The organism is Paenibacillus sp. 1A_MP2, from assembly GCF_052244825.1.
In the GTDB taxonomy this organism is placed as follows: Bacteria; Bacillota; Bacilli; order Paenibacillales; family Paenibacillaceae; genus Paenibacillus; species Paenibacillus vandeheii.
The window spans coordinates 4,576,063-4,600,263 of the sequence record NZ_JBQQCS010000001.1 but is presented as its reverse complement, the minus strand read 5'-3'; the positions used below and the strand labels follow the sequence as shown (position 1 = coordinate 4,600,263).

28 protein-coding genes and 3 pseudogenes are annotated in these 24,201 nt (G+C 37.3%); 30 read left to right on the top strand and 1 reads right to left on the bottom strand.

The features are described from left to right. The first annotated feature begins 161 nt into the window (after positions 1-161). From ACTWJ7_RS22405 to ACTWJ7_RS22300, 22 genes and pseudogenes are all read left to right on the top strand, one after another. A complete protein-coding gene (locus tag ACTWJ7_RS22405; protein WP_301879110.1) occupies positions 162-803 on the top strand; it encodes a hypothetical protein in 642 nt (213 codons plus the stop codon). Between the two features lie 162 nt (positions 804-965). After that, the gene (locus ACTWJ7_RS22400; protein ID WP_301879108.1) at positions 966-1,451 is read left to right on the top strand and encodes a hypothetical protein; all 486 of its coding nucleotides are present in this window, start codon (positions 966-968) and stop codon (positions 1,449-1,451) included. Between the two features lie 70 nt (positions 1,452-1,521). Beyond that, positions 1,522-2,304, top strand: a complete 783-nt coding sequence (locus ACTWJ7_RS22395; protein ID WP_443145890.1) for a GNAT family N-acetyltransferase — start codon at positions 1,522-1,524, stop codon at positions 2,302-2,304. Positions 2,305-2,481: 177 nt separating this feature from the next. Next, a complete protein-coding gene (locus tag ACTWJ7_RS22390; protein WP_301879104.1) occupies positions 2,482-3,261 on the top strand; it encodes a phosphotransferase family protein in 780 nt (259 codons plus the stop codon). Between the two features lie 154 nt (positions 3,262-3,415). After that, positions 3,416-3,943 carry a hypothetical protein gene (locus ACTWJ7_RS22385; RefSeq protein ID WP_079344090.1) on the top strand — a complete coding sequence of 176 codons (528 nt, stop codon included), beginning with the start codon at positions 3,416-3,418 and terminating at the stop codon, positions 3,941-3,943. A gap of 427 nt (positions 3,944-4,370) precedes the next feature. Continuing rightward, on the top strand, positions 4,371-5,210 hold the full coding sequence (locus ACTWJ7_RS22380; RefSeq protein ID WP_301879103.1) for an aminoglycoside phosphotransferase family protein: 840 nt from the start codon (positions 4,371-4,373) through the stop codon (positions 5,208-5,210). Between the two features lie 160 nt (positions 5,211-5,370). Then, positions 5,371-5,898: an AAA family ATPase gene (locus ACTWJ7_RS22375; protein ID WP_301879102.1), complete on the top strand. Its 528-nt coding sequence runs from the start codon at positions 5,371-5,373 to the stop codon at positions 5,896-5,898. A gap of 288 nt (positions 5,899-6,186) precedes the next feature. Beyond that, a complete protein-coding gene (locus tag ACTWJ7_RS22370; RefSeq protein ID WP_301879101.1) occupies positions 6,187-6,711 on the top strand; it encodes a GNAT family N-acetyltransferase in 525 nt (174 codons plus the stop codon). A 161-nt stretch (positions 6,712-6,872) separates the two neighbouring features. Continuing rightward, positions 6,873-7,420 (top strand): annotated as a pseudogene (locus tag ACTWJ7_RS22365) (GNAT family N-acetyltransferase). 25 nt (positions 7,421-7,445) lie between these two features. Beyond that, the gene (locus ACTWJ7_RS22360) at positions 7,446-7,952 is read left to right on the top strand and encodes a GNAT family N-acetyltransferase (protein WP_301879100.1); all 507 of its coding nucleotides are present in this window, start codon (positions 7,446-7,448) and stop codon (positions 7,950-7,952) included. Positions 7,953-7,985: 33 nt separating this feature from the next. Then, the gene (locus ACTWJ7_RS22355; protein ID WP_301247827.1) at positions 7,986-8,408 is read left to right on the top strand and encodes an NUDIX hydrolase; all 423 of its coding nucleotides are present in this window, start codon (positions 7,986-7,988) and stop codon (positions 8,406-8,408) included. 386 nt (positions 8,409-8,794) lie between these two features. Then, on the top strand, positions 8,795-9,082 hold the full coding sequence (locus ACTWJ7_RS22350; RefSeq protein WP_443145889.1) for a hypothetical protein: 288 nt from the start codon (positions 8,795-8,797) through the stop codon (positions 9,080-9,082). Positions 9,083-9,231: 149 nt separating this feature from the next. Further along, entirely contained in the window at positions 9,232-9,654 is a 423-nt protein-coding gene (locus tag ACTWJ7_RS22345) for a DUF1801 domain-containing protein (protein WP_301879098.1), read from the top strand. A 33-nt stretch (positions 9,655-9,687) separates the two neighbouring features. Beyond that, entirely contained in the window at positions 9,688-10,119 is a 432-nt protein-coding gene (locus tag ACTWJ7_RS22340; RefSeq protein ID WP_301879097.1) for a GNAT family N-acetyltransferase, read from the top strand. 80 nt (positions 10,120-10,199) lie between these two features. Beyond that, positions 10,200-10,600 (top strand): annotated as a pseudogene (locus tag ACTWJ7_RS22335) (NUDIX hydrolase). Between the two features lie 165 nt (positions 10,601-10,765). Next, positions 10,766-11,327: pseudogene (locus ACTWJ7_RS22330) on the top strand (GNAT family N-acetyltransferase). A 30-nt stretch (positions 11,328-11,357) separates the two neighbouring features. Beyond that, on the top strand, positions 11,358-12,242 hold the full coding sequence (locus ACTWJ7_RS22325; protein ID WP_301879096.1) for a hypothetical protein: 885 nt from the start codon (positions 11,358-11,360) through the stop codon (positions 12,240-12,242). A 46-nt stretch (positions 12,243-12,288) separates the two neighbouring features. Beyond that, positions 12,289-13,095: a GNAT family N-acetyltransferase gene (locus ACTWJ7_RS22320; protein WP_301879094.1), complete on the top strand. Its 807-nt coding sequence runs from the start codon at positions 12,289-12,291 to the stop codon at positions 13,093-13,095. Positions 13,096-13,159: 64 nt separating this feature from the next. Further along, positions 13,160-13,438 carry a hypothetical protein gene (locus tag ACTWJ7_RS22315; protein WP_301879093.1) on the top strand — a complete coding sequence of 93 codons (279 nt, stop codon included), beginning with the start codon at positions 13,160-13,162 and terminating at the stop codon, positions 13,436-13,438. 12 nt (positions 13,439-13,450) lie between these two features. After that, the gene (locus ACTWJ7_RS22310) at positions 13,451-14,248 is read left to right on the top strand and encodes an aminoglycoside phosphotransferase family protein (protein WP_301879091.1); all 798 of its coding nucleotides are present in this window, start codon (positions 13,451-13,453) and stop codon (positions 14,246-14,248) included. A 17-nt stretch (positions 14,249-14,265) separates the two neighbouring features. Then, positions 14,266-14,739 carry a GNAT family N-acetyltransferase gene (locus ACTWJ7_RS22305; protein WP_443145888.1) on the top strand — a complete coding sequence of 158 codons (474 nt, stop codon included), beginning with the start codon at positions 14,266-14,268 and terminating at the stop codon, positions 14,737-14,739. Between the two features lie 21 nt (positions 14,740-14,760). Continuing rightward, complete coding sequence (locus ACTWJ7_RS22300) at positions 14,761-15,129, top strand: NIPSNAP family protein (RefSeq protein WP_301879088.1); 369 nt, start codon at positions 14,761-14,763, stop codon at positions 15,127-15,129. 285 nt (positions 15,130-15,414) lie between these two features. Here ACTWJ7_RS22300 and ACTWJ7_RS22295 read toward each other — a convergent pair whose 3' ends face one another. After that, on the bottom strand, positions 15,415-15,762 hold the full coding sequence (locus ACTWJ7_RS22295) for a hypothetical protein (protein ID WP_301879087.1): 348 nt from the start codon (positions 15,760-15,762) through the stop codon (positions 15,415-15,417). A 32-nt stretch (positions 15,763-15,794) separates the two neighbouring features. Here ACTWJ7_RS22295 and ACTWJ7_RS22290 point away from each other — a divergent pair, with 32 nt between their 5' ends. The 8 genes from ACTWJ7_RS22290 to ACTWJ7_RS22255 all read left to right on the top strand — a co-directional run bounded on the left by ACTWJ7_RS22290 (position 15,795) and on the right by ACTWJ7_RS22255 (position 23,834). Then, a complete protein-coding gene (locus ACTWJ7_RS22290) occupies positions 15,795-16,397 on the top strand; it encodes a DUF6933 domain-containing protein (protein WP_301879085.1) in 603 nt (200 codons plus the stop codon). Between the two features lie 169 nt (positions 16,398-16,566). Beyond that, positions 16,567-17,106 carry a GNAT family N-acetyltransferase gene (locus ACTWJ7_RS22285; protein WP_079344119.1) on the top strand — a complete coding sequence of 180 codons (540 nt, stop codon included), beginning with the start codon at positions 16,567-16,569 and terminating at the stop codon, positions 17,104-17,106. Positions 17,107-17,520: 414 nt separating this feature from the next. Beyond that, entirely contained in the window at positions 17,521-18,585 is a 1,065-nt protein-coding gene (locus ACTWJ7_RS22280; protein WP_301879084.1) for a polysaccharide deacetylase family protein, read from the top strand. A gap of 248 nt (positions 18,586-18,833) precedes the next feature. After that, a complete protein-coding gene (locus ACTWJ7_RS22275) occupies positions 18,834-19,394 on the top strand; it encodes a GNAT family N-acetyltransferase (protein WP_301879083.1) in 561 nt (186 codons plus the stop codon). Positions 19,395-19,500: 106 nt separating this feature from the next. Beyond that, the gene (locus ACTWJ7_RS22270) at positions 19,501-20,559 is read left to right on the top strand and encodes an alpha/beta hydrolase family protein (RefSeq protein ID WP_301879082.1); all 1,059 of its coding nucleotides are present in this window, start codon (positions 19,501-19,503) and stop codon (positions 20,557-20,559) included. Between the two features lie 75 nt (positions 20,560-20,634). After that, on the top strand, positions 20,635-21,573 hold the full coding sequence (locus ACTWJ7_RS22265; RefSeq protein ID WP_301879080.1) for a GNAT family N-acetyltransferase: 939 nt from the start codon (positions 20,635-20,637) through the stop codon (positions 21,571-21,573). A 215-nt stretch (positions 21,574-21,788) separates the two neighbouring features. Continuing rightward, positions 21,789-22,310 (top strand): DinB family protein, encoded by a 522-nt coding sequence (locus ACTWJ7_RS22260; protein ID WP_301879079.1) that lies wholly within the window; start codon positions 21,789-21,791, stop codon positions 22,308-22,310. Between the two features lie 57 nt (positions 22,311-22,367). Further along, a complete protein-coding gene (locus ACTWJ7_RS22255) occupies positions 22,368-23,834 on the top strand; it encodes an amidase family protein (protein WP_301879078.1) in 1,467 nt (488 codons plus the stop codon). The last annotated feature ends 367 nt before the right edge of the window (positions 23,835-24,201 follow it).

Below are 24,201 nucleotides of genomic sequence, written 5' to 3'. Positions count from 1 at the left end.
AATGGACAGATTAGTGGAAAATGAAGGAGTAAACTATTACTCGGCGAATACTATTTAGGTATAAATAAGAAAAGGAGGATTTTATTATGTTGTTTTACTGTTATAAGAAACCGATAAAAATCCGTAATCTCCCTCAATATTAAAAATTGAGGAGGGTAAAAATGGAAATAAATAACAATTATTTAAAAGAACAATTAAAGCATGTGTATTGGTTAAATGGTGGTTGTTGCGCGGGGAAGACAACGATGACAAAGAAATTTGTTGCAGAGTTAGGATTTCAAACATTGGGCGATGATGTCTTGAAGTATAGACCATTCACTACTCAAACTGAATATCCTGCACTTCAATATCCCCATCCCGGTTTAAACTGGGAGGAGTGGTTTAATAGGCCTACTGATGTGTATTTTCGATGGCTTTGTGAAATCGTTGAAGAGATGATGGAATTTTTCGTTATTGATATATTGAAGATGCCAACGGATAAACCAATCATTATCGATATAGGGATAATGCCTGAACGCATCCTACCCTTTATTCCTAAAGAAAGAATGATGTGTCTTTATACATCTGATGAAGAAATAGAAAGGCTATATTACTTTAGAGAAGACCATAAGATGATTTTGGACGTTATTAACCTTACATCAAATCCAGCGGAAACGATTAAACATGGCAACAAAGCTATGGTGAAATTCTCCCATGAGATTAGAAATGCTTGCGTTAATAACTATATCAGAACACTTGAAAGAACACCTACTTTGGGGATTGAAGAACAATTTAGATTAGTTCGTGAGCATTTTGGAATATGATATGAGCATCCTTTGTTAATTTTATATGTAATACGGAACAGGCTACCGATATAAGGTAGCTTGTTTAAATAAGAGGACATGAGTAAACACATTCTACTTCGTCGGACATCGTGAATATAGGAACGTTATGTGAATCTCGGAGATATATACAAGGAGCGGAAAATGAAAAAATGTATAGTGTTGATACTTTTCATATCAGCCTTATTAATGGGGTGTAACAAAAATGAGCTAATATATAACGCCCCAACCAATGAACAAATCACTGATTATGTATCTAGTCATAGTTTAGATTTACAAGATAGTGTATGGATTAAGGACTCAGCAGTCATTTTGCTCGAGAACTCATTAATTACCCTTTATACAGATCAACATGGGAAAATATATGACCAAAAATTATCGTGGGGAATGAATTACTCCAATCCTGTGATTGTCGGTAATGGCGACCCGTATGTAGCGGTTCTGATTAATAACAAGATGTTAAGCTCAGGAGCTGATCGTATTTTAATTAGTTATTCTGATGGAAAGTCCTATTCAAGAGGGATTACGGGAAAGAAGGGTTATGTGATTCCTAATACTGGAGTTAATGAAGTAGAGAATTTAATAATATTTGATAAGGAGGGTAAAGAACTTTACAAGAAGCGTGAGTAACTAGGAAGAGGGTTTTTAAGGCGCAATAGTATTTTTGACTTGAAAAATAATTTATTTTTGGGGGATTAAAATGAAGGTTGTTTTTAGAAATTTCGATGAATCTTATTATGAACAAGTTTGTGATTTTTTGATTGAATTATCAAAAGATGACCGTAGGCATATAAATTGGAACTGGGCAAGGTGGGAGTGGATGTTTCATCATCCTGAATTCAATCGAGACTTAATGGATAAGATTGGCTTGTGGTATTGTAATGACGAGTTAGTAGGTATAGCAACCTATGACCACTATTTTGGTGAAGCATTTTTTGCTACTAAACAAGGGTTTGAAGAATTAGAACAAGATATATTAGAATATACAACTACAACTTTCAGTAATGAAAATGGCCTGGGGATTGCAGTGAATGACAAAGATACTCACACTCTAGATTTATTGCGCAGTAAGAAGTTTGTGGAGAATGATCTGACTGAATACATACTTAAACTTACACTAGAGAATGTTAGTCTTGATTATGTAATTCCTGAAGACATAATAGTAAAAAATATGGATGTTAAAAATGATTTATTTAAGTATCAGAAATTACTTTGGAAGGGCTTTAACCACGAAGGTCCTATGCCTGTTGATGAAGTCAGCATTGGTAGGAAAAAAAGAATGTTGTCAGCAAGAAATATGAATTCATTCCTACATATTGTTGCCGAAAATGAAGATGGGGAATACGTTGCTTATTGTGGCTTATGGTACAGTCAAAAAACGGATTATGTTTATGTAGAACCTGTATGTACAATTCCAGAGTATCGGCAGAAGGGACTTGGAAAAGCAGTGGTATTAGAAGCCTTGAAAGAGGTCGCTCCTTAGGTGCTGAAAAGGCATATGTTATTTCGGATAGTTCTTTTTACAAGTCATTAGGCTTTCAACAGCATTCTCATTATATTTTCTATTGGCATAACATTTGATACTTTCTAAAGCCTTTCGGGTTCGTGAATGTAGGGAACGCTATCTAAAAGGGAATGTAGTGGAAGAAAGGATGAAAGCATGAACATTCAGGACCTCCCAATTGAGATAGTAGAAAAGATAGGAAAAGTCCAGAAAATTACTTTTCCCAAACAAGGTCATACTTCTATTGTAGCTATTCTGGATACGCTCGAAAAAAAGTACATAATCAAAAAGACAGAAAACGATCTCTATAATGAATGGTTATTAGAAGAATACAAGGTGCTTCAATATCTTTACCATACGGGACTACCAGTTCCGAGAGCATATTCGTATCATGTTGAGGATCAATCGAGATGGCTTTTAATGGATTATATTGATGGAATAAGTTTAAGGGAATTTCTATCTAAAGAGCCAAATCTCAAAGATAAAGAAACAGCTATTTTTAACTTTGGACTTTGTTTGAAGAAAATACATGAATGTTCCTGCCCTACTGAATTATTGGAAAATGATCATCCTTGGTTAGATACAATGCTTAATAAAGCAGAATATAATCTTAATCACTTTGCTATAGACGGATCAGAAGAATTACTTAAACGGTTGAAAGCAGTAAGACCCAAACCAATAGATAACACTTTAATTCATGGCGATTTTACAATTGATAATGTATTAATTAAAGAATGCAACATAGTTGGAGTTATTGACTGGTCAGGAGCGGCGTACGGGGATCCAAGATATGATGTAGCATTGGCTATTAGACCCAAATGTAATACTTTTGATAATGAAAGAGATAAAGAAATATTTTATAACGGATACGGCAAGTTACGAATAACGGATGAAGAATTTGACTATTTTGAAGACGGAATATATAGCTTCTTTTAGTATCACTTCGGAGCGTGCTTCATCAGATAACACTATATTCAGGCAGATACTTCTATACCACTAACCGCATTGAGGCTAGGAAACCACCCCTTTAGTCGGCGGAGGGTTCATGAATACAGAATCGTTATAAGCTACACATATTAGGAGGTCAACTATGTTAGATCATAAAGAAATCTTACCGATTATTAGAAGGTTTGAAGAGAATGAATTAACTTATTCACTTGGTGGAAGTGGATTGTTATATTATTTTAATTTATCAAATACAGTGAATGATTGGGATCTCATAGTTGATTGTCCAAAAGATATGCTACTTAAAGTTATAGATGGATATGATTGGATAGAACAGGATAGTGGTGACTACCCTTTTGCAAGTGAATACAGGATACATATTCCTTCATTAAGAATAGATATCATTGGAGGATTTGCTTTTTATGCTGAAGGAGAAGTAGTTTGTTTACCTACATCTCATATTCGAAATAGAGAATGGGATGGAATAAAGGTATCCAATCCTGAGATCTGGTATGTGGCGTATTATTTAATGGGAAGAGAAGCGAAATCGAATTTGATCTTAGGTCACTTACAAAGACATAAAGAAATTGTAGATCAACATGTAATAAGAGATTTATTAATGAAGAATGGTTTAAATTATGAAATTAAAGAAGAACTAAATAAACTAATTTAATGATGGTCCCTACACCTAAAGCATTAATATTTAATGTGTTCTTACAGTAGTGTTGTCTACAAGGATTGATTACAAAAAGCCATTAATTAACAAATGAACAGCAAACAAAATTTATACCAGATGAGGTGAACAGAATGAACAAGCATATGGTCTATGAAACAAACAGCTCCTATTGGAATAATCTATAGATTGAAAGCTAATGAATGGAGAACGAAATAGTGATTTTAAAGTCAGCAGGTGACATCATCTAAAATTAAATTCTTACGATAGGGTTTATAGGCCTTGTCGTTCAATCAACAATCAGGGAAGTGACTCTGTTGACATGCGAGCCGACCTAAGATAGTAGCTATCTAAGGTCGGCTCGCGTAGCGAATATGGGAACGTTATTTGAAAGACCATAAGTGTAAAGAAAGATGGTGCGAATCAGATGTCTCACGAAATCTTATTTCGTAAATTTGAAAATATTAAATTGATTGAACTTTCAGGAGGATATACCAACAGTACATTTTTACTTGAAGGTACAAACCCGCCTGTTATTGCAAAGATCTCAACTAATAACAGTATTGATGCTAGAGTAGAAATTAATTGTCTAACTCTCTTGAACGAGGCAAGAATCTCGCCTAGAATACACGATTATTTTGAAGATAACGGATTTTTGTACATTATTTTGGACTATTTACAGGGAGTGAATAGCCAAAAATATCTGGATGATAATGATGATGTCAAAGCTCAAGAAATTTTTAAGCTACTTGGAAAGCATCTAGCACAAGATGTTCATTCAATACAGCTTAGAGAGTTCAACTCCAATATACCGATATTAAACCTCATAAATGTTGATATAGATTCTATTGATTTCATACCAAGTGTCATAAAAGAAAAAGTTAAAGTTTTACTTAACATTGATATTGAAGAAGAGGAAACATTAATACATGGTGATTATGGACCTCATAATGCAATTAGCTTAGATGACACATTGTATATTATTGATTGGGAATGGGCCGGATGGGGGCATCCTCTTCAGGATATCGCATGGGTAATATGGTTTGTACATCTGCATTATCCAATGTTTGCGAAGGATCTTTCATGGATTTTTATAAGTGAGTATAGCTCATATTCAAATGTACAAATTAATGAAGAATTATTGAAAGCGTTCTCGATTTCTCGGATTCTAAATATTATGAATCGAATAAAAAATGCGAATATGGATGTAAAGAACGAATGGGTTAGAAGATTAGAATGGACACTTCAAACAAATTTTCTTAAGTGATTGAGGAGGGGATTATTCAGATTACAATGTATACAAAGCTGCTTCTCTTCATGGTTTTCATGAAGATGAAAGAGAGAAGTTGAATTAGCTCTCAACGACGAACATTAGACGAAAGCGCAAAAGGCTATTATATTGCAGTAAATTCAAAGGAGGCTACAACATGACAAGATCCGTTTACGTCATTTCTGGCCCTGCCGGTGTCGGGAAATCTACTACATCAAAGAAACTTGTTGAACATCTGGATCGCAGTTCATATATATCTGGTGATGATATTAGTCATCTACCTGTAAACGGGAGGGGAAAGCCGTGGATCTGTCAAGAAACTCATAAGCTAACGTGGATAAATATTATAAGTTTAGTGAAGAACCTAATTGAATTTAATTACGATGTTGTTATAGATTATGTGACGTTTCCAACGGAGGCTAACTGTTTAGCTAGTGAGCTGGAGAGTATAAATGTAAGGATTATTTATGTAGTATTTATGGTCGATGATGAAACAATTATTAGAAGAGATCAGTTAAGAGATCCAACGATACAAATGGGAGAACGAAGCGTAATCCTTTTGAATGAATTTAAAGAAGCCCTAAAAGACGAAAGACATATATTAAATACCCAAGAATATTCTGTTGACCAGATAGATGAAGTGATTGAAGAGATATTAAACAACAATAGATTTTTAATAAGCTAATTTGAAGAAGTGGTGACATCGTATAACGTATAATCAAGCTGCGGCTCCTGGGAATACCATTCAGCAAGATGGGTCTGGAAGAGGCATTTCATGCTAGTCTCACGAGAGCAGACTATACCTTCGAACTTCATTTTTCCACATTGAATTTGAATGGTTTATTGCGAGCAGAACTAAAAGATAATGATAAATTTTTACTGTATAAGAATATATGTTCTGGTATAATTGAACTGAGAATAGTAAATCTCTTCCTCTAAATTTGGTTTCAAATAAAAAAGTGAGGTGAGTGAGATGGAACAAAGGAATGCGCCAGAGGTAAGAATTGAACTGTGGGACGAAGAAGATTTAGATTTGCTTCGCCAATTAAATTCTCATGAGATGACACTACACTTCGGAGGGCCAGAGACTGAGGAGAAAATCCTAGCTCGCCATAAGCGCTATTATGAAATCGCCCAAAGTGGAACAGGGAAAATGTTTAAGATCCTTTTGCTTCCGCATTTTGAAGTCGTGGGTAGTGTAGGGTATTGGGATCAGACGTGGAAAGAAGAATCTATTTTCGAGATAGGTTGGAGTGTTTTATCTGAATATCAAGGTAGAGGAATAGCGACTGAAGCAACAGCAAAGGCCATAGCTTCTATTCGTTCTGAAAAGAAGAAACATAATTTTATTCACGCTTTTCCTAAAACTAAAAATCCAGCTTCGAATGCCATTTGTCGCAAGCTGGGCTTTTCGTATATTGGCGAGTGTGATTTTGAATACCCTATTGGGACTACCATACGATGTAATGACTGGAGATTGGCAGTCGAGGGGAATTAAGATCAAGAGCATGGAGGGAAATTTAAATCGGCTGCATGTCTTTCTCCATATTTCAGGGCAGATGAGAGACCATCTGCTTTTTTTTGCTTGATTTACTTCATATATGTAATAATATGGATTAGAACTGAGTGAGAATACTTAAACCATTAAGGAGAACTAAAATGTCGCAGTTTCCCGAATTAGAAACAAAAAGACTTGTATTAAGAGAACTACACAGAATGATTCCAGTGATATATTTGAATGTTTTTCATTGGATGAAGTTACGAAGTTTTATGATCTTGAGAGTTTTACAACCATTAAACAAGCAGAAGAATTAATTCAAAGATGGAATGAAAGATTTGAAGCAGGTCAAGCCATTCGTTGGGGAATCACTTTGCAGTCTGAAAACAAAGTAATTGGAACATGTGGCTTTCATGGATGGATGAAAAATCATTATAAAGCTGTCAGTGGATATGAACTAACACCAGAATATTGGCATCAAGGTTTTATGACCGAGGTGGTTGAAAAGGTCATTGAATATGGATTTAATACGCTTGGCTTAAACCGAATTGAAGCATTTGTAGAACCAGAGAATGTGGGATCAAGAAAGGTACTTGAGAAAATCGGCTTTAGAGAAGAAGGGATATTAAAGGAAAATTATTATTGGAAGAATCGATTTGTTGATAATACCATTTATGCATTTCTTAAGAAAGACTATAAAGTTCGTTAATTAATAATGAAAGAAGGATAACCAGATGATTACAATTAGATTTGTTTCAAATGAGGATATCCCACACATTCAATCCATAGCTCAAGAAACATGGAATTATACTTATAAAGGCATATACTCCGAAGGCTACATACAAAATTTTCTAAGTAGAGCATATTCAGATGAGAATTTAAGTCGATCTGTCGAGAGAGATCTTCAAAGTGCCAAACGGAGTTTTTTAATAGCAGAATTTAATGGCAAAGTCGTTGGATATGCTCAAACAAGACAAGTGAAAGAAGAAGAATATGAATTACTAAGAATTTATATACGACCTGAATATCACAAAATGGGAATAGGTAAAGAGTTTATTCAGAGATTCACTCAAGTTTTAAAGCCAATAAATAAAATGTTTGCCTGGGTAGGGAAAGAGAATCATATAGGAAGGGCATTTTATGAGAAAAGTGGATTTGAAGAAATAGAAGAAATGATCGAAACCATAGAAGGGCACAGTAAAACGCAAGTTAAATATGAATTGGAAATCTCGAAGGTATAGATATGCACTCATATTAAGAAAGGAGAGAGGACAATGAAACGAGTCAACGTAACATACACTCTAATTACAGATGAATCAAAATCGAAAGTCTTAATGGTCAAAAATGTAGGACGTTCAAGCTGGTCTTTACCAGGAGGAGCAGTAGAACCAGATGAATCATTAGAGCAAGCTGCTATCCGAGAAGCCAAAGAAGAGACAGGTTTTGATGTTAAGGTCTATGGCATCGTAGCTATAAATGAATGTAAATTTGAACATTTAAATGAACATGCAATTTTTATAGTCTTCAGGGCTGAAATTACTGGAGGTACTGAACAAATTGTAAGACCTGATGAAATCTCCGAGATTGCTTGGAAGGATATAGAGGAAGCAGATCAATTAATGCCATTTTATAAAGGTGGTATAAGGAACTTAATTAGCGGTAATGAGATCACTTACTTCAATGAAGGAACCAAGTGATATGTGATACATAAAGTGAATTGATGAAAACCTTACACACTGTGGCGTTCGCCCCCTGGTTTGACAAGTACTTTTCTAAGACTAGAAGAACTAACTGAATACGACCAGCTCCTTAAGATAAGAGAGCTAAGAGCATCTAAGGGTGAGAGGCGTTATGAGGAGTTCATAAAAAGTTATATGAGACGGGGAATAATATCATTAAAATACTGAAAACGCTCATTATCACAGTAGTACTTCTTCTTGTAGCTTATTTCTTTTATCAATATCTCAATCAAGAAAATGAACAGCTGAATAAAGAGATTTCTATCGATCACATTAAAAGTACCCAAATGACAAAAGCAGTCTACTCGCACAAAACGCCTAACATTACATTTGTGGATATTAAATTGACAGATGAACAAATTAACCAAATTGTTGGCTGGATCAATTCTGTGCCTGAATCCTCAATTATCGAACTTCATCAAACGCCTTCAAACATCAGTGCTGGAATAGCATTTCGACTTCATTCAAGAAGAGATATTACAATCCAATATGATCTTGAGCAAATATATATTACAAGAACAGATATAAAAAATAAACAAGTGAAGTATTCCATTGTGCAGGATGATTTAAAATCATTTTTTAATGAACAACTCAAGGGATTTTATTATGGTAAGGATAAATTAAACGAATAAGCCCAAGAGAGGACTATCTATATCTATGAATCCACCAAAGCATATCGTTTCAGCGGTAGCGATTGTAATGAATGAGAAATTGGATATTATTTTAGATGTAAGGCAAGTGGAGAATTGTTAACCTGATATATGAAGGAGCGATTTTATCAATGTACAAACTTAAAACAAAAGAAACGGACAACAGTGTCATTGAATTTATTGAAAGTGTTGAGAATACCAAAAAACGTGAAGATGCGTATCAACTATTAGATATTTTTACTGAAACAACAGGTTATAAAGCAAAGATGTGGGGACCGAGTATTATTGGATTCGGCGCTTATCATTATAAATATGAATCTGGTCACGAAGGAGATGCACCATTGGTGGGTTTTTCTCCCCGAAAAGCAAAAATCAGTTTGTATTTTGCGACAGGTGATACAAAGCGAGAGGATTTATTAAAGGACTTTGGAAAACATACGACAGGAAAAGCATGTGTATACATCAATAAAGTTGCAGATATCCATATAGATGTATTACAAGCGTTGATCAACCAATCCATCAGGTTTTTGAAAGAAACCTATCCGGATCACTAATTGCCGTTGACAGATATTATTGGAGGTTATGTGATGACGGAAGAGAAAATGGATATTCGCTGGGCGAACGCAAATGATGCAGAGGACCTTCTAAAGCTCAATGATGCTTTTAATGGAGTGGGTACATCCGTAGAAGAAGTAAAAGATAGCTTTGCTTTATCTGATGAGCTGATTGCTCTAGCTGTTATTAACGATCAGGCAGTTGGATTTGCTTGTGCTCAATATTTTAAATCTTTTTGTTATCGTGGTTTCCAGGGAGAAATCACAGAAATGTATATTACCGAAGTTGCCCGGAGAAGAGGGCTGGCTACTTTGTTGATTGCTTTTATAGAGGAAGAACTCAGAGCACGAGGTGTGACCAGTGTGAAGATTCTGACAGGTCAAAGAAATGAGATGGCTATAAAGACATACGAAAAATCAAACTATGCCAGAACGGAAGAAGTATTACTTCAAAAGAAGTTATAAATCACAAAATTGGATGACTCCAGAGGGGAATTAAATGTGGATTACGGCTATGAACTAAAACTAAAGAAGGGGGATTTTGAATGAAATTTATCGTATCTGCAAGTGTAATTGTCCTTAATGAGAACAATGAAATCTTACTTATGAAGGGCGGAGAGGCTGGGAAATGCCTCAAGGCTGTGTAGAAGAAGGCGAGACCATCACACGAGCAGCCGTTCGAGAGGTGAAGGAAGAGACTGGTATCGATATTGAACTTATTAAGTTTTGTGGTCTATATCAGAACACTACCCGGGGAGTATGTAACAATATATTCACTGGAAAACCGATTGGAGGAACTCTAACTACAAGTAGTGAAAGTGATGAGGTTGGTTTCTTTACATTGGAACAAGCCAATGAAATGATAACATGGGGGAATTTTAAGGAGAGAATTCACAAAGCATTGGATGAAAGCACTCATCCCATTTTAGTTGAGTTTTCTGAATAACCTAGGGGTGAAGGTATCTTGGATAACATCATCGTGGTTGTGGTTGTATGACTATTTACCACTGACTATTATAAATGATTTTGGAAAATATAACGTAATAGAGACGATAGGAATGATAGATTGATTTATAGTATGGTCCATTTTAATCAAATAAGGTGGGATAGCATGATATACGATGATATCAATATAACGATGACTACAGAGAGGTTACTATTAAGATTATTTACGGAAGCAGATGCTGAAACCGTTACCAGACTATGTAATGACTACAACATATATAAGAGCACACTCACATTACCCTACCCATATACATTAGATTGTGCTATGTCATGGATAGAACATCATCAAGAAAACTTTGATGCGGATAAGTTATACGAATTTGCTATTTGTGATAGGGAAACAGGCGCTTTATATGGGGCAATCGCATTATCTAATCACCAACGTTACGATAATGGTGAGTTATCCTATTGGGTCGGTCAACCCTTTTGGGGAAATGGATATGCAACAGAAGCAGCCAAGGCGATCTTGGACTTCGCTTTTGATGTGAAAAAATACCATAAGGTATATGGTATATGCGCGACATTTTGCTTCGAACCCGGCATCCGGACAAGTAATACAGAAAATTGGCATGAAGAAAGAAGGGGTACTGATGGATCATGTCAAGAAAGACGACCGTTATGAGGATCTGATTTACTACGGAATAGTGAGAGATAAAATGAAAGAATAAATTTCAAATCCAACACGGAGGAATACATATTTGAATATTAAGCCGGACAAAAAAGTTTTACGGTCTTGGGTCGATTGCTATGTACCGGAAAAAGATTTATTTTTCCTATCGAAAGAGCATCTTGATTATGAATTTGACTTTACTGATGTACTATTCATGCCAAAAGATGAGTTCTATAACCACAGCACATATAGGCAAGTGAATTATGTAAATGGATATGAGTACTGGAATATAAAGAACGTTGATTATGTAATCATTGCTGAAAAAGAATGGATAGAAACTATCCCTGAAGATAAGAAACGATCTCTGTTAAATGCACAAGTGCAAAGTAAAAGGGGACTTGTTTTCCCCGTTGCATTTGTACATGATCTGGCGGAAATACCTGCAAGCTATTTAATTGATGGACACGTGATCCTCCAACGCTTTATGTGGGAAAATCTGGACATATCATGTAAAGAACAGATACTTACGACAATGGTTTACGAATGGTGGGATAAAGGGGAATGTGTGAAGCCACCTGAGTGGCTACCTGATTTTCTAAAACCATATGCCAATTCGTTTGCTAGTTCCCAAGGTGCAAATTGCCTCGCAGCAGTTTTGTTTGCAATCTCCAACGGAAAACAGGAATGGTTTATCTATGAATGGGTACATCAAAAAACGTTTCTTGAGAAATTAGAACAGTATCATTACGAGGAGCTAATAACAGAGGATCTGGTTCAAGGGGACGTTGTCATATGGACAGATAAGAATGGGATTATTCAACATGCAGCGTACCATCTGGGAGAACAACTATATTTCAATAAAGATGGGCAAACGATGTTTAATCCATGGAAGATACTCTCTAAAGAGCAGCTATATAAGGAGTGGGAGCATCTAACCATTGTAAAGTATAGGCAATGCAAAGAAGTTTTTTGATGGAAATTAAAATAGAGTTCCCATAATTTTATTTGGAGGTAAAGATATGAATCCACTGATTCCATCCTTAGATTTAATTAAAGAAATTGAAAACTCGGAAATCGATTATATGACAGATCGCATGCTTGCTATACAAGGTCGGGACAACAATCCGGAAGGAATTGAGATTCAACAATTTGGAAATGCCATCTGTTTCTACAGTAAGACCATGCCTTGGCCCACTTTTAATACGGTGAAGGGCTTAACAAATAATGATGTGGAACACATGGATGCTATCATTGATTTTTATAGACAGCGAGATCGAAAGGTTCAGTTCGAGGTCATTCCATCTATGGTGGATCAGAACTTTTTGAAACGCTTAACCGACTTAGGTCTGTATGCATCGGGATTTCATTCATCCCTGATCATCAAACCTGAAGACAAAAGGAATCAATCAGATCATATCCGAATTCAAGAACTTGAAGAGAATCAATTCGAGCTATATGCGACCATCCATTGCCGGGGGACCGGTATGTCGGATGACGGTATCCCTTATGTCGCGCAGAATAATAAGGTTCTTTATCATCGTCCAGGATGGAAGTTTTACATCGCATATGTCAATGAGATCCCCGCAGCGGTAAGTGTTCTGTTTATTAAAAATCAAAAGGCGTCCTTAACCTTTGCAGCAACATTACCTGAGTTTAGAAATCAGGGTGTACATCAGCAGCTTTTGAATAGAAGAATAACGGAAGCCATGAATAAGGAATGTAACCTAGTGGTGGGGCAATGTTCCTTTTTATCACAAAGCCATCGAAATATGGAGCATGTTGGAATGAAGTTGGGATACATCCGAACCGCGTGGTCTGAAAGATAAACCAGTTGACGAGGCTTGGCAATAAAAATGGATCATAATTATAAACGGAAATAGGAGGCAGCTCATGAACAATACAAATAAAATCCTGGGCGCGGTTCTTATGGTTAGCAGCGTTTTTATTTCAACCCTAGATAGAATTTCGGATAGAATATCCATAGCGATAGTAGAAGCTGGCTATGCTTCAGGTGGGAAAGCGCGTGAGTTAATACCAGCGAGTGATAATGGTTTTACGGGTATACTCGTATATTTCTTATTCTTCGTCGGATTTGTACTATTGGTTGCTGGTTTCCCGGGGAGTTCCAGAAAGGATAAAACCAATAGATATACCCAAAACAGACCATAGGAGGAGTTCATTTTGCGGGAACACGAGGAGATTCTGAACGGAGGCAATGTGAACAAGGTTGTAAAAGTTGGGAGCACCGTTCGGCGTGACGCAATACCGAATCCGTATGTATATGAATTGCTTTTGCATCTTGAAAAGGTGGGCTATGCGCATTCCCCTAGATATTTGGGAGCAGATGAGCAGGGTAGAGAGATTCTTTCTTACCTGGATGGTGTAGTGCTGGGAAATGATTATCCTGAGATTGAAAGTTATATGTGGTCTGATGAAACCTTAGAAGAAGTAGCCAAGCTATTAAAAAGCTATCATGATGCTACAGTGGGATTTATCACAAGTACCGAGTCATCCAATTCCTGTCCAAGGATATCTTCAGAGGAAGAAGTAGTCTGCCATAACGATTTTGCTTTGTATAACGTTGTGTTTAAAGATCGACTTCCTGTAGGAATCATTGATTTTGACATGGCAGGGCCTGGTCCGCGTATATGGGATATCGTTTACAGCCTTTATACCTCTGTTCCGCTAGCAGGCTTTTCACCGGGTAAAGATGAAAGGGAAGTCGTTCCATATCACAAACAGGATCATGCATCTGAGCGGAAAAGACGTATAGCGTTATTTTTTGATGCTTATGGTATGGATGGGCCGACAGATCTGAAGGAATGGGTGGTTTCTCGAATTCATTTCATGTGTACTACATTATCTGATCGGGCTGCGTCTGGGGAGACTGCTTTTATCAAAATGATCGAAGAGGGTCATTTGGCTCATTATGAAAATGAAGTAAGATTCCTTGAGAAGCATTTCGGTGACTGGAGTTAATCCAACAAAAAAACGGAATGAGTGATTTTATTGTGATCAGATTAATACCTACGACAAGAGAGAACTGGAAAGATGCATTAAACTTACAAGTTCAAGCTAATCAAAATCATTATGTTCCATCAGTAGCCGTGTCTCTAGCGAAAGTGCACATTCGTCCAGATGGGGATGAATACAAGTATCTGCCATTTTGTATATATAATACGGAGGATAGCTTAGTGGGTTTTGTCATGATCACATTAGATGAAACAACAACTTGGTCCTATTGGTTGAATGGTTTTATGATCGATGCAAGTTATCAAGGTAAGGAATATGGAAAAGCAACGATAGATTCGGTAATTAGATATATCAGAGAGAATTATGTCCATAGCAAGTGTTTGAATTTAACGGTATGTTCAGATAATGAAGTTGCAAGAAAGCTTTATGAAAAAATGGGATTTGCTGAGACCGGAGATGTATATGATGATGAAATTGTATATAGGTTCGTTTTTTAATTTATCGAGAGAGGTGCAGTGATGATATATCGGAGGAAGACATATGTTGTAGCTTCTTCATTCGTAGAAGAGTTTAATGCTTTATTTAATGATATTCTATTACCTACACAACTGAAGTACGGTGCGAGATTGATTGGAAGATGGCATACGATTATTGATGATGAAACCAGTGAGATTTTTGCGATGTGGGAATATGATACGTTGGAACAGTATGAAGAGATAGAGAAGAATATCAAGTCTGACAACGAACATGTAATTCGGGTACAAGAACGTTTTGATCAGATTGGAAGAAATAGATATAAGGAAGTATTTCGAAAAGATATTAAGCAAGAGTTCTTCGAATCGACCGTTGACCGAGTGAAGACAATCTTAAAGACCTCGTATAACTAATCGTAATAAATCAACTCCTTCTGAGCCCCGCCTGAGTAAAACCGTATGGAAAACATCTCGGCATGATGATAGGTTTTCTTGCGACAAGGATTGGGGATTCCTACACTGGAAAAAGGTTTCAACCAACGATATCCAACACTTGATAACCGATGTTCCATATTTAACTTAAAGGCAGCAATAATATGATGCATCAAGTCTTCAAGTGTGGCATCGTGTTATGTCTTTGACCCGTGAACGCCTCCCTTTCATTTGCATTTAGCAGATGAAAGCACTTGTAACTGACTTCTATTTCTGCTTAACCAGAACAACACCAATAATGATGACCGCAAGACCAACCCACGTTTTCCATGAAGGGATCTCCTTCATAAACCAGTATCCCATCCATATGGAGATGAGCACTTCCATGCATTTGGCAATAATCAGGACATAGCCCAGTTGGCTGGCGGCTTTCATACCAAACTTGATGCCATATCCGACACTCAGATTAGCTGCGAAGAATAAAGGCAGCATCCAAAGATGGAATTTAAACGTAGACCAGAATTGAGGGTCGATATGCTTGCTCTGATATGAAAAAATAATATTGATACAGGCTAAGCCAGTAAACATAAGCACTAAGCTGATAAGGTACAGCATCACATCACTCCCTGGGATAAGTGGTATAATTAATGTTTCCTCTGGCCAAAAATTTTATCCCGACGCATGAAATGTTGTTATCAATAATGATGAGAAAAGTTAAAATGAAAGGAACAAGATTCATGATAATTTTTAAAGCAACGAAAGACACATTAAAGGATTTGAATGTGAAACCTGAAATAATCGAGCATCCTGCAGATGCTTTCTTTAGTTGGCATGTCAATTTTTTTAAGCTATATGGCAAAAAACATTATGTGTTTATGAATGATTTTTCTAGATTGAGTTTAACGGTAACCGGAATTCGAACGAATCAAGCCAATAAACTAAAAGAGGTCTTTTTAAATCATTTGCAAGATTATTTTGCTGTTGAACAAATTCCTGAAGCGTTAGCCAATTCATATATAAAAGAATGTAGTGAAGAGGTAATTACAAAAACGGATAACAGGAGTGTTATAGGCACGATGAATGAAATGATGCTGATTTTGAATACGATTCAGCATGAAAACGATGATTTGAGAGACGAGGCCATGAGACATCAATGGAATAATAGAATAATCTACAAACCAATTGATTATAAGTATCCCATCGAGGTATTTGTTAAGGAACTGGAAAACAGATTCAAAAATGAAAATTAACAGCACTCTTCATTGGAGCGTCACGTGACGTCCAGCCAAAATGATGTGGAAAACATTTCTATGATGAATTTTACATAAAAGCAATATAGAATTCATTAAATTCCACAAGTCCTTTTATATACTTAGTTTGTTTGACTCAGCGAACTAAAAGGACTAGGTGGTCGTTTAAATGTTAAAAAAACGAGACTTGCACGAATGCCACTCACTGTATGATTTAATGCTGGACCCCGCAGTTTTTCCTTATGTTCGTCATAAGTGCCGATCTTATGAAGAATATTTATTCGTAACCAAGCAGGTGGTTGTTGAAGAAGAGCAAAACATATGTATTTCAAGAACGATCCTTAATGAGCTGGGCCATCCCATCGGCACCATTGATCTATATCAAATCGATAATAAGACGGGTTTTCTTGCCACATGGATTGGAGCTCCTTATTTTGGAAAAGGCTACAACCAACGAGCAAAGGAAGCCTTCTTTGCGGAATTGTTTCTGCAACATGAAATTGAAACGGTATTTCTGAAAATTCGCAAACAAAACATCCGATCCAACAAAGCAGTGGGAAAATTACCGTATGTCAAATTAGCAAATGATATATACCCGGAGATATATGAATCGATAAATTATGCCGAGCAGATCTATGATTTATATTATGTGGAGCGAGCAGGCTTTCTAACAGGCAGTGAAGAAATGCAGCATGTGGTAGCAACATAAGCCTTTTATTTAAGATATGGCTTGACTTGAAATGAAGCGAGGGTTCTTATAGAAGCACATGCCCCTTGGTTTACCAAAGAGAAGCTGGAGAAGAAGTTTGCAGTCCAAGGAGCCTTTTCCACAAGTTCATAGGGGCCAAGGGGAATAATAGCGACAAGATGAAAAAATAGAATAATTTGGTTTAAATTGAATTTACTTTAAATATACATATCGTTTATACTGTATCCATCTGGAAGAAACTGCTTACATACACGAAACGAGGCATACAATATCAAATTATGAAAGCGCTTTTTTCAGAGTTGGTAATCGTATGAAAGAGAGGAGGTCAACTTCCTAGAGTGTAGTAGAGAGGTTAAACGGTTGGGAGTGAAGCGAACAACGATATTGTTATTAAGTTTAAAGGAGGAATTTATAATGTTCAAAGCCAAACTGGTAAAGGCAGCAATGTCTGTTGCACTCTTTAGCACGTTGTTCTCCATACCGGTGATGCCTACCGTCAGCGCCGCCGATGCCAACTGTCCAAACGGTTATGTAGGCCTGACGTTTGATGATGGCCCCAGCGGCAACACAACAAACGTGCTCAATGCGTTAAAGCAGGCAGGTCTGCGGGCTACGATGTTTAATGTAGGGCAAAGCGCCCAAAATAATCAATCTCTGGTCAGCGCACAGGTGGCAGCGGGTATGTGGATCGGCAACCACTCCTATACGCATCCTGATATGACGACATTGAGCAGCTCCCAGATGTCGTCGGAAATCACCCGGACACAGCAGACCATCCAGTCGATAACCGGAAGTTCACCGAAGTTGTTCCGTCCGCCTTACGGTGCGACCAATGCTACTCTAAAATCTGTCCTCAGCCAAAATGGCCTAACCGAAGTGTTGTGGAACGTGGATTCTCAGGACTGGAATGGCGCCTCCACTGCCCAGATCGTAGCTGCCGTGAATAGAATGCAAAACGGTGACGTCATTCTGATGCATGACCAGTATCAAACGACATTGCAAGCGATTCCGCAGATAGCACAAAACCTGAAGAGCCGTGGCCTTTGCTCCGGTATGATCTCTTCGAGCACTGGTCGGGCTGTTGCGCCTGACGATGGTACAACCAATCCTCCAAGTACCGGGACGAAAGTGGAAGCCGAGAATATGACCAAAGGCGGCCAGTATACTGGTAATATTAGCTCGCCTTTTAACGGAGTTGTTCTTTATGCCAATAATGATTTGGTCAAATACACACAGTATTTTGCCAGCGGCACTCATAATTTCACACTCCGTGGTGCTTCGAATAATTCCAATATGGCCAGAGTTGATTTGAAGATTGGCGGCCAAACGAAGGGAACCTTTTACTTCGGAGGAAGCAGTCCCGCGGTTTACACCCTTAACAATATCAGCCATGGGACCGGAAACCAGGAGATTCAACTCGTTGTAACCGCCGATGACGGAACATGGGATGTATATATCGACTATTTAGAGATTAACTGAATAATCAGAGTGGTTAAACTAATCTGGAATTTTTGATTTAAGATAGAATATGTATTCAAATGAAATCCTGTCGGGTCCGACCCGACGGGATTTCAAGGTGCTCCTGGCGATGAATTATAGTAGATAGATGGGATATAAAGTAGAAATGCAGGAAAATGGAAAATTAAAGTCGAAAAAAGAGATATAACAGATATGTATAAAACAAGTTGTGTGCTGGTCGCTGAAATATATATTTCTGGGGTGATGTAATGGAGATCAAAAAAATAGAGACTCTATCCAATGAAGATTGGCTTCAACTTGGAAGCTTTGGATATAAATCCACTCAAAAATATGAGCTTACCAAAGAAGAGACGCAAGGCTCCTTTAGTATGCATTTAACGTTAATAAATTTGGATGACATCTACGAAAAAGAAGAATTGAACAGTACAGAAGATTTGGAATGGTATGAAGAAATCATAAAAATGGGATTTTCTTATGGAATATTTATAGAGGGGAAAATCATAGCGCTCGCCATTTCAGAACCACAACATTGGAATAATACGCTGATGATATGGCATTTGCAGGTTAATGAAACATACATAAGAAAAGGATATGGGAGGCTGCTGATCAATAAAGTGAATGAGATTGCTCAAGAACAAGGCTTCAGAGCTATTACGTTAGAAACCCAGAATACGAATGTTCCAGCCATTCATTTTTACATGCAATGTGGTTATCAAATAGAAGGAATTGATGTATCACTATATTCAAATAATCCGAGCGAAAACGAAGAAATAGCTTTGTATATGAGAAAAAAATTAATTAAAGAGTAGCTTGTCTGTATTTTGAAATTTTTGGAAGTAACAGAGCATGTTCAGACAAGCACATATTTCCACCAAACCGTGTTGGTAGTAACAAAAATAAAAAAGGGTGAATGCGATGACGGTTGGCAGAAAGGTTTTTGTTTTAAAGGATGAATCACGTATTGATCCCATAAGTAAGGAAACTAGAGAAGTGCTCATTAGCATATACTATCCTTCCGATTCAGTGAAAAATGAGTCGAAGTATAGTTCGTTATTTGAACCTAATACTTCTCTAGCTGTTGATATGCTCTGTAGTATGGGTGTTGATAGAGATTATATTTGTAAGCTGGATACAAAAATACATAATGATGTGAGTGTGGATATTACTGCTAAAAACTGTCCAATTATTGTTATAGCTCCGGCTTTTGGTGTAGTTAGAGATATGTATTCCTTTTGTGTAAAACATTTAGTGGAGTCCGGATTTGCTGTTATTACTGTAGGAGCGACTCATGAATCTATATTCTCCATTTTTCCTGACGGCCGCTTTGTCCAGCAATCCAATGAGATATCCGAAATAGACAGTTTAGATATCCATTCTTGGAAACGACTGTTGAAGCTTAGAACTGAAGATATTCGTTGGGTTTTGAGAAATGTAGATGAAGTCTTGGATTCAGTTAAGGATCTTAGGGCTATAGTCGATGTGAATGAAATGGGCATCATTGGTCATTCTTTGGGTGGGGCTGCTGCTTATGAATTGCTCAAAAGAGACAAGAGAATTAAGGCTAGTATTCTATTAGACCCTAGTTTCCATTTAATAACGGCGAGTAAAGAAGAAGGAATATCTGTTCCGTTATTGGTAGCTCGACAAGAAAAATGCTCGTTTGAAGAACTGGAAAATGAAATTTCACCCGAGCTGTTACCTTTGTTACTGAGTGGGTATGAGTCTCTATTTAACTCAAGAGATCTGAATAGTTCATTTATAAAACTAAACGGTGCTCATCATATGACTTTTAGCGACATCCCAATACATTACAATGAAAATGGGATAGAAGACAAGCATTCCACTATTAATAAGTATATTACTGCTTTCTTTGAAGAGCATTTAAAGAAGAAAGAAAATAAATTTCATGAACTGCTGAAAAATAAGTTTGAAGATGGAATTGATCAAATAAATAGTAAAGGACAAGTTATTTAAGGGGGACTAGAGATATTTAGATAACACACCTTAAAATTTTTGAAGGTAATTAGCATCGATGAGGAGGAATGACGCGTGGAATTAAATAATTGGTCTGAGGAACTTTATTCTTATGATTTATCTAATGAATATTCTATTCAAAAGGCTGATCCCGAAGAATGGGGAGTGTATTGTTCTGTCTATTATAATATGGCCTATACTGGATTTTTTAAAGGAGAAGGCTTCAATGTTTCGCGGAATAACTCTTTTTGGATTTATAAAGGAGATTCAAAAATCGGTGGGGTAAGAATGGCACCCAATACGTTATATCATCTATTCTTTATTTCCCCATTCAATGATTCATTTCAGGTACTGAAGCTTCTTAAAAAAATACTTATAAAATGGTCTGATCCAACTCAACGTATCAAGGTATATGAAATTCTCCCCGATCAAGTACATTTATTTACGAGGGCTGGATTCTGGCCAGATGAGTTCAGATGCCGCTGGATGCAGCGTCCTACAGATCATTTCAATGTGCATTGGGATCCTGATCTTATGATTAAGAGCCCCGAAATTATCGAAAATGAAACGGGGACTAAGCAATACAGTAATGAAGATGAAATCGCTCTGTGTGACTTTGAAAGCTTTGTAGGCGGTTTTGAAGCCTTACGCAGAAAGAAGACATCTCTTGAAGACTTTATTCCGAACGAAGAAGTCCATTTTACTAGTGAGAACCTAACTCAAGCCTCTACCCTGGTATATGATAAGGTTACTGGGCAGCTTGTAGCCAACTGTCGCCTATGTTTACAGGACAATCAAGCAGCAGTTTACAGCATAGGAGTCAACCCCGCTTACAGAGGAAAAGGACTTGCTACACGCATGCTGCAAAGAGCCCTGACTGAACTTAAAGACAAGTATCCAGTTCTACAGTTATATGTCATGGAAGGCAACGATGCTGAATCAGTCTATTTTAATCTTGGATTTGTTCCGGGCGTTCAAGAGATACAAACAATGTATCTACCTGTAAATGAATAGTCACGGTTCCTGTTGCTGTAGGAAAGGATGGATGGTAACTATTGGAGACTATCTTAATGTTGGTAGTGTCTTTGTTTCTTGGTATTTTTGTTGTGAAAATCGGAATGGATAATTCGAAGAGTAACCAGTACACCAAAGAAATATTGCAAGAATTAAGAGAAATCAAGGAAATTCTAAGAGATCAACGATGACGAATATTTCTAGGAGGAGTTAGGGTGCTTTATGATTTAAAAGGCGAAGTTAGTATGTCCCCTGTTGTTGGGATGTTATATGCAGCGGTTAAAGAAAACATCCAACGACTCCAACTTGTCACGGATGGTATGTCGCAAGAAGAAATAGATTATAAAGGACCTAATAACAACTTCAATAGTACCGCTCAATTAATAAAACATATTACGTACGTCGATCTGAATTGGGTTTATCGAATAAAGGGAAGACCACTTCCTCAGATCTTAAGAGAGCAACATGGCCCCATGATTGATGAAAATGGCAGACTTCCGATGGTTCAAGGGATATCATTGAGTACACTTATATCGACATATGAAGGTGTCATAACCATGTTGAAGGACGCGTGTGTACAATTAACGGATGATGATCTATCGGGGATTGTCACTTTTGGACATGAGAATGAGAAGCAAGCGACCATACGCTGGGGCATATGGCATATCGCTGACCATAGTCGTTATCATCAAGCTCACATTAATCAACTTCGAAGATGGTATCATGACACTCACTAAAAAACGAGAAAAACTGTCATAGGTAATAAGTTTAAGGCACAAAGAAAAGGTGAGAATATGGAAAATTCATTTGAACTGGATCATGTCAATACTGAGGGAAATACGATATTTGGACTACAAGCTGCCATGGAAAAGGGAGAGCTTTGCTCAAGAGATCTGGTTATGTATTACTTGAATCGTATTGCACAATATGACCAAAATGGGCCGAAGATCAATTCCGTGTTGGAAGTCAACCCGGATGCGATTTTTATTGCGGAGGCGTTGGATGCTGAAAGGAAATCCGTAGGGCCGAGAGGGATTTTACATGGTATTCCGGTTTTGTTGAAAGATAACATAGAAACCAAGGATGGAATGCATACAACCGCAGGAGCACTGGCCTTGGAAGCTCATATTAGTTCAAAGGATTCATTTTTAGTCACTAAGCTAAGAGAAGCTGGAGCAGTCATACTTGGAAAAACAAATATGACAGAATGGGCAAATGGCATGTCTACGGATATGTGGGCTGGATACAGCGCTAGAGGGGGACAAGTTTTAAACCCTTATGGCGATTTTTTCCCAGGGGGTTCAAGCACGGGTTCCGCTGCTGCGGTAGCTGCTAATTTTACGATGGTTTCCATAGGAACGGAAACATCTGGTTCCATATTAAGTCCATCCGTTCAGAACTCTATTGTTGGTATAAAGCCAACTGTAGGTCTAATAAGTCGTACTGGAATAATACCGTTCTCACACTCGCAAGATACTGCTGGTCCAATGGCAAGGACTGTAACAGATGCAGCAATCCTACTAGGAATACTTTCAGGAAAAGACGAGGAAGACCCGGCTACTTGGAAAATTCCGCAATCAACAATAGACTACACAACGTGTTTAGACCTCAAAGGGTTAAGAAATGCAACCATAGGAATCTTCAGAAAAGCTCCCATTACACGATATCGTGATAACGAAGAATATGATGAAGTTCTATTTGAAAACGCTGTAACCCAGATTAAAGAAGCTGGGGCTAACATTATTGAAGATATAGACATCCCATCGTTTGACCGAAAGTGGGAGTGGAACAAGTTGAATAATGAATTTAAGCATAGCATTGATCATTATCTGCAAAATCTTCCACCGCATCTACCTGTCCATTCCCTTAGTCAATTAATCGAGTGGAACAAACAAAATGCGGAAAGGTTTTTAAAGTACGGGCAAAACCTTCTCGAAGATAGAGAACAGTTGAATAATCCATTAAATAATTCGAATTACATCTTGGAGTTAATAACGGATTTATATCATTCGCAAAATAATGGCATAGATTATGCTGTACATACATTTGGACTGGACGCTATTGTTTTCCCTTCTTACGTTGGCGCTGATCTTAGTGCAAGAGCGGGATATCCATCAATCGCTGTACCTGCGGGATATAAGGAAAATGGAAGGCCATTTGGAATTACGTTTGCTGGTAAAGCCTTTAGTGAATCGATATTGATTCGTATTGCATTTGCCTTTGAACAGCTAACAGGCTATAGAAAAAAGCCGAACTTATAACAAGCGCCTAATAAATAGGTTTGTTGAAATTTCGGTCTTAGGAGTTATCGATTTGGCCTCTGCTTGCTCCCGTCACCAAGGAAATGAAAGAATAATATTGGGTGTTACTTTAAAAAAGTAAATATATCTTAACCAACCGTTTGCAAGTTGACCGCTGTATAGCCATTGGGCTTTGCAGCGTTTTTTTATTTCCAACGTCCAGTCAGCATGAAATCCGCACTAATCATTTTCAACAATCCTGATCAACAATACAGCAATATTGTTCGGATTATATCGAAATAACTGTGATACAATTCATTGTAAAGCGCTATCATTGTAAATTATTAAACTATATTGCTTTTTATATTCTGAGAAGGGAGATCTTTAT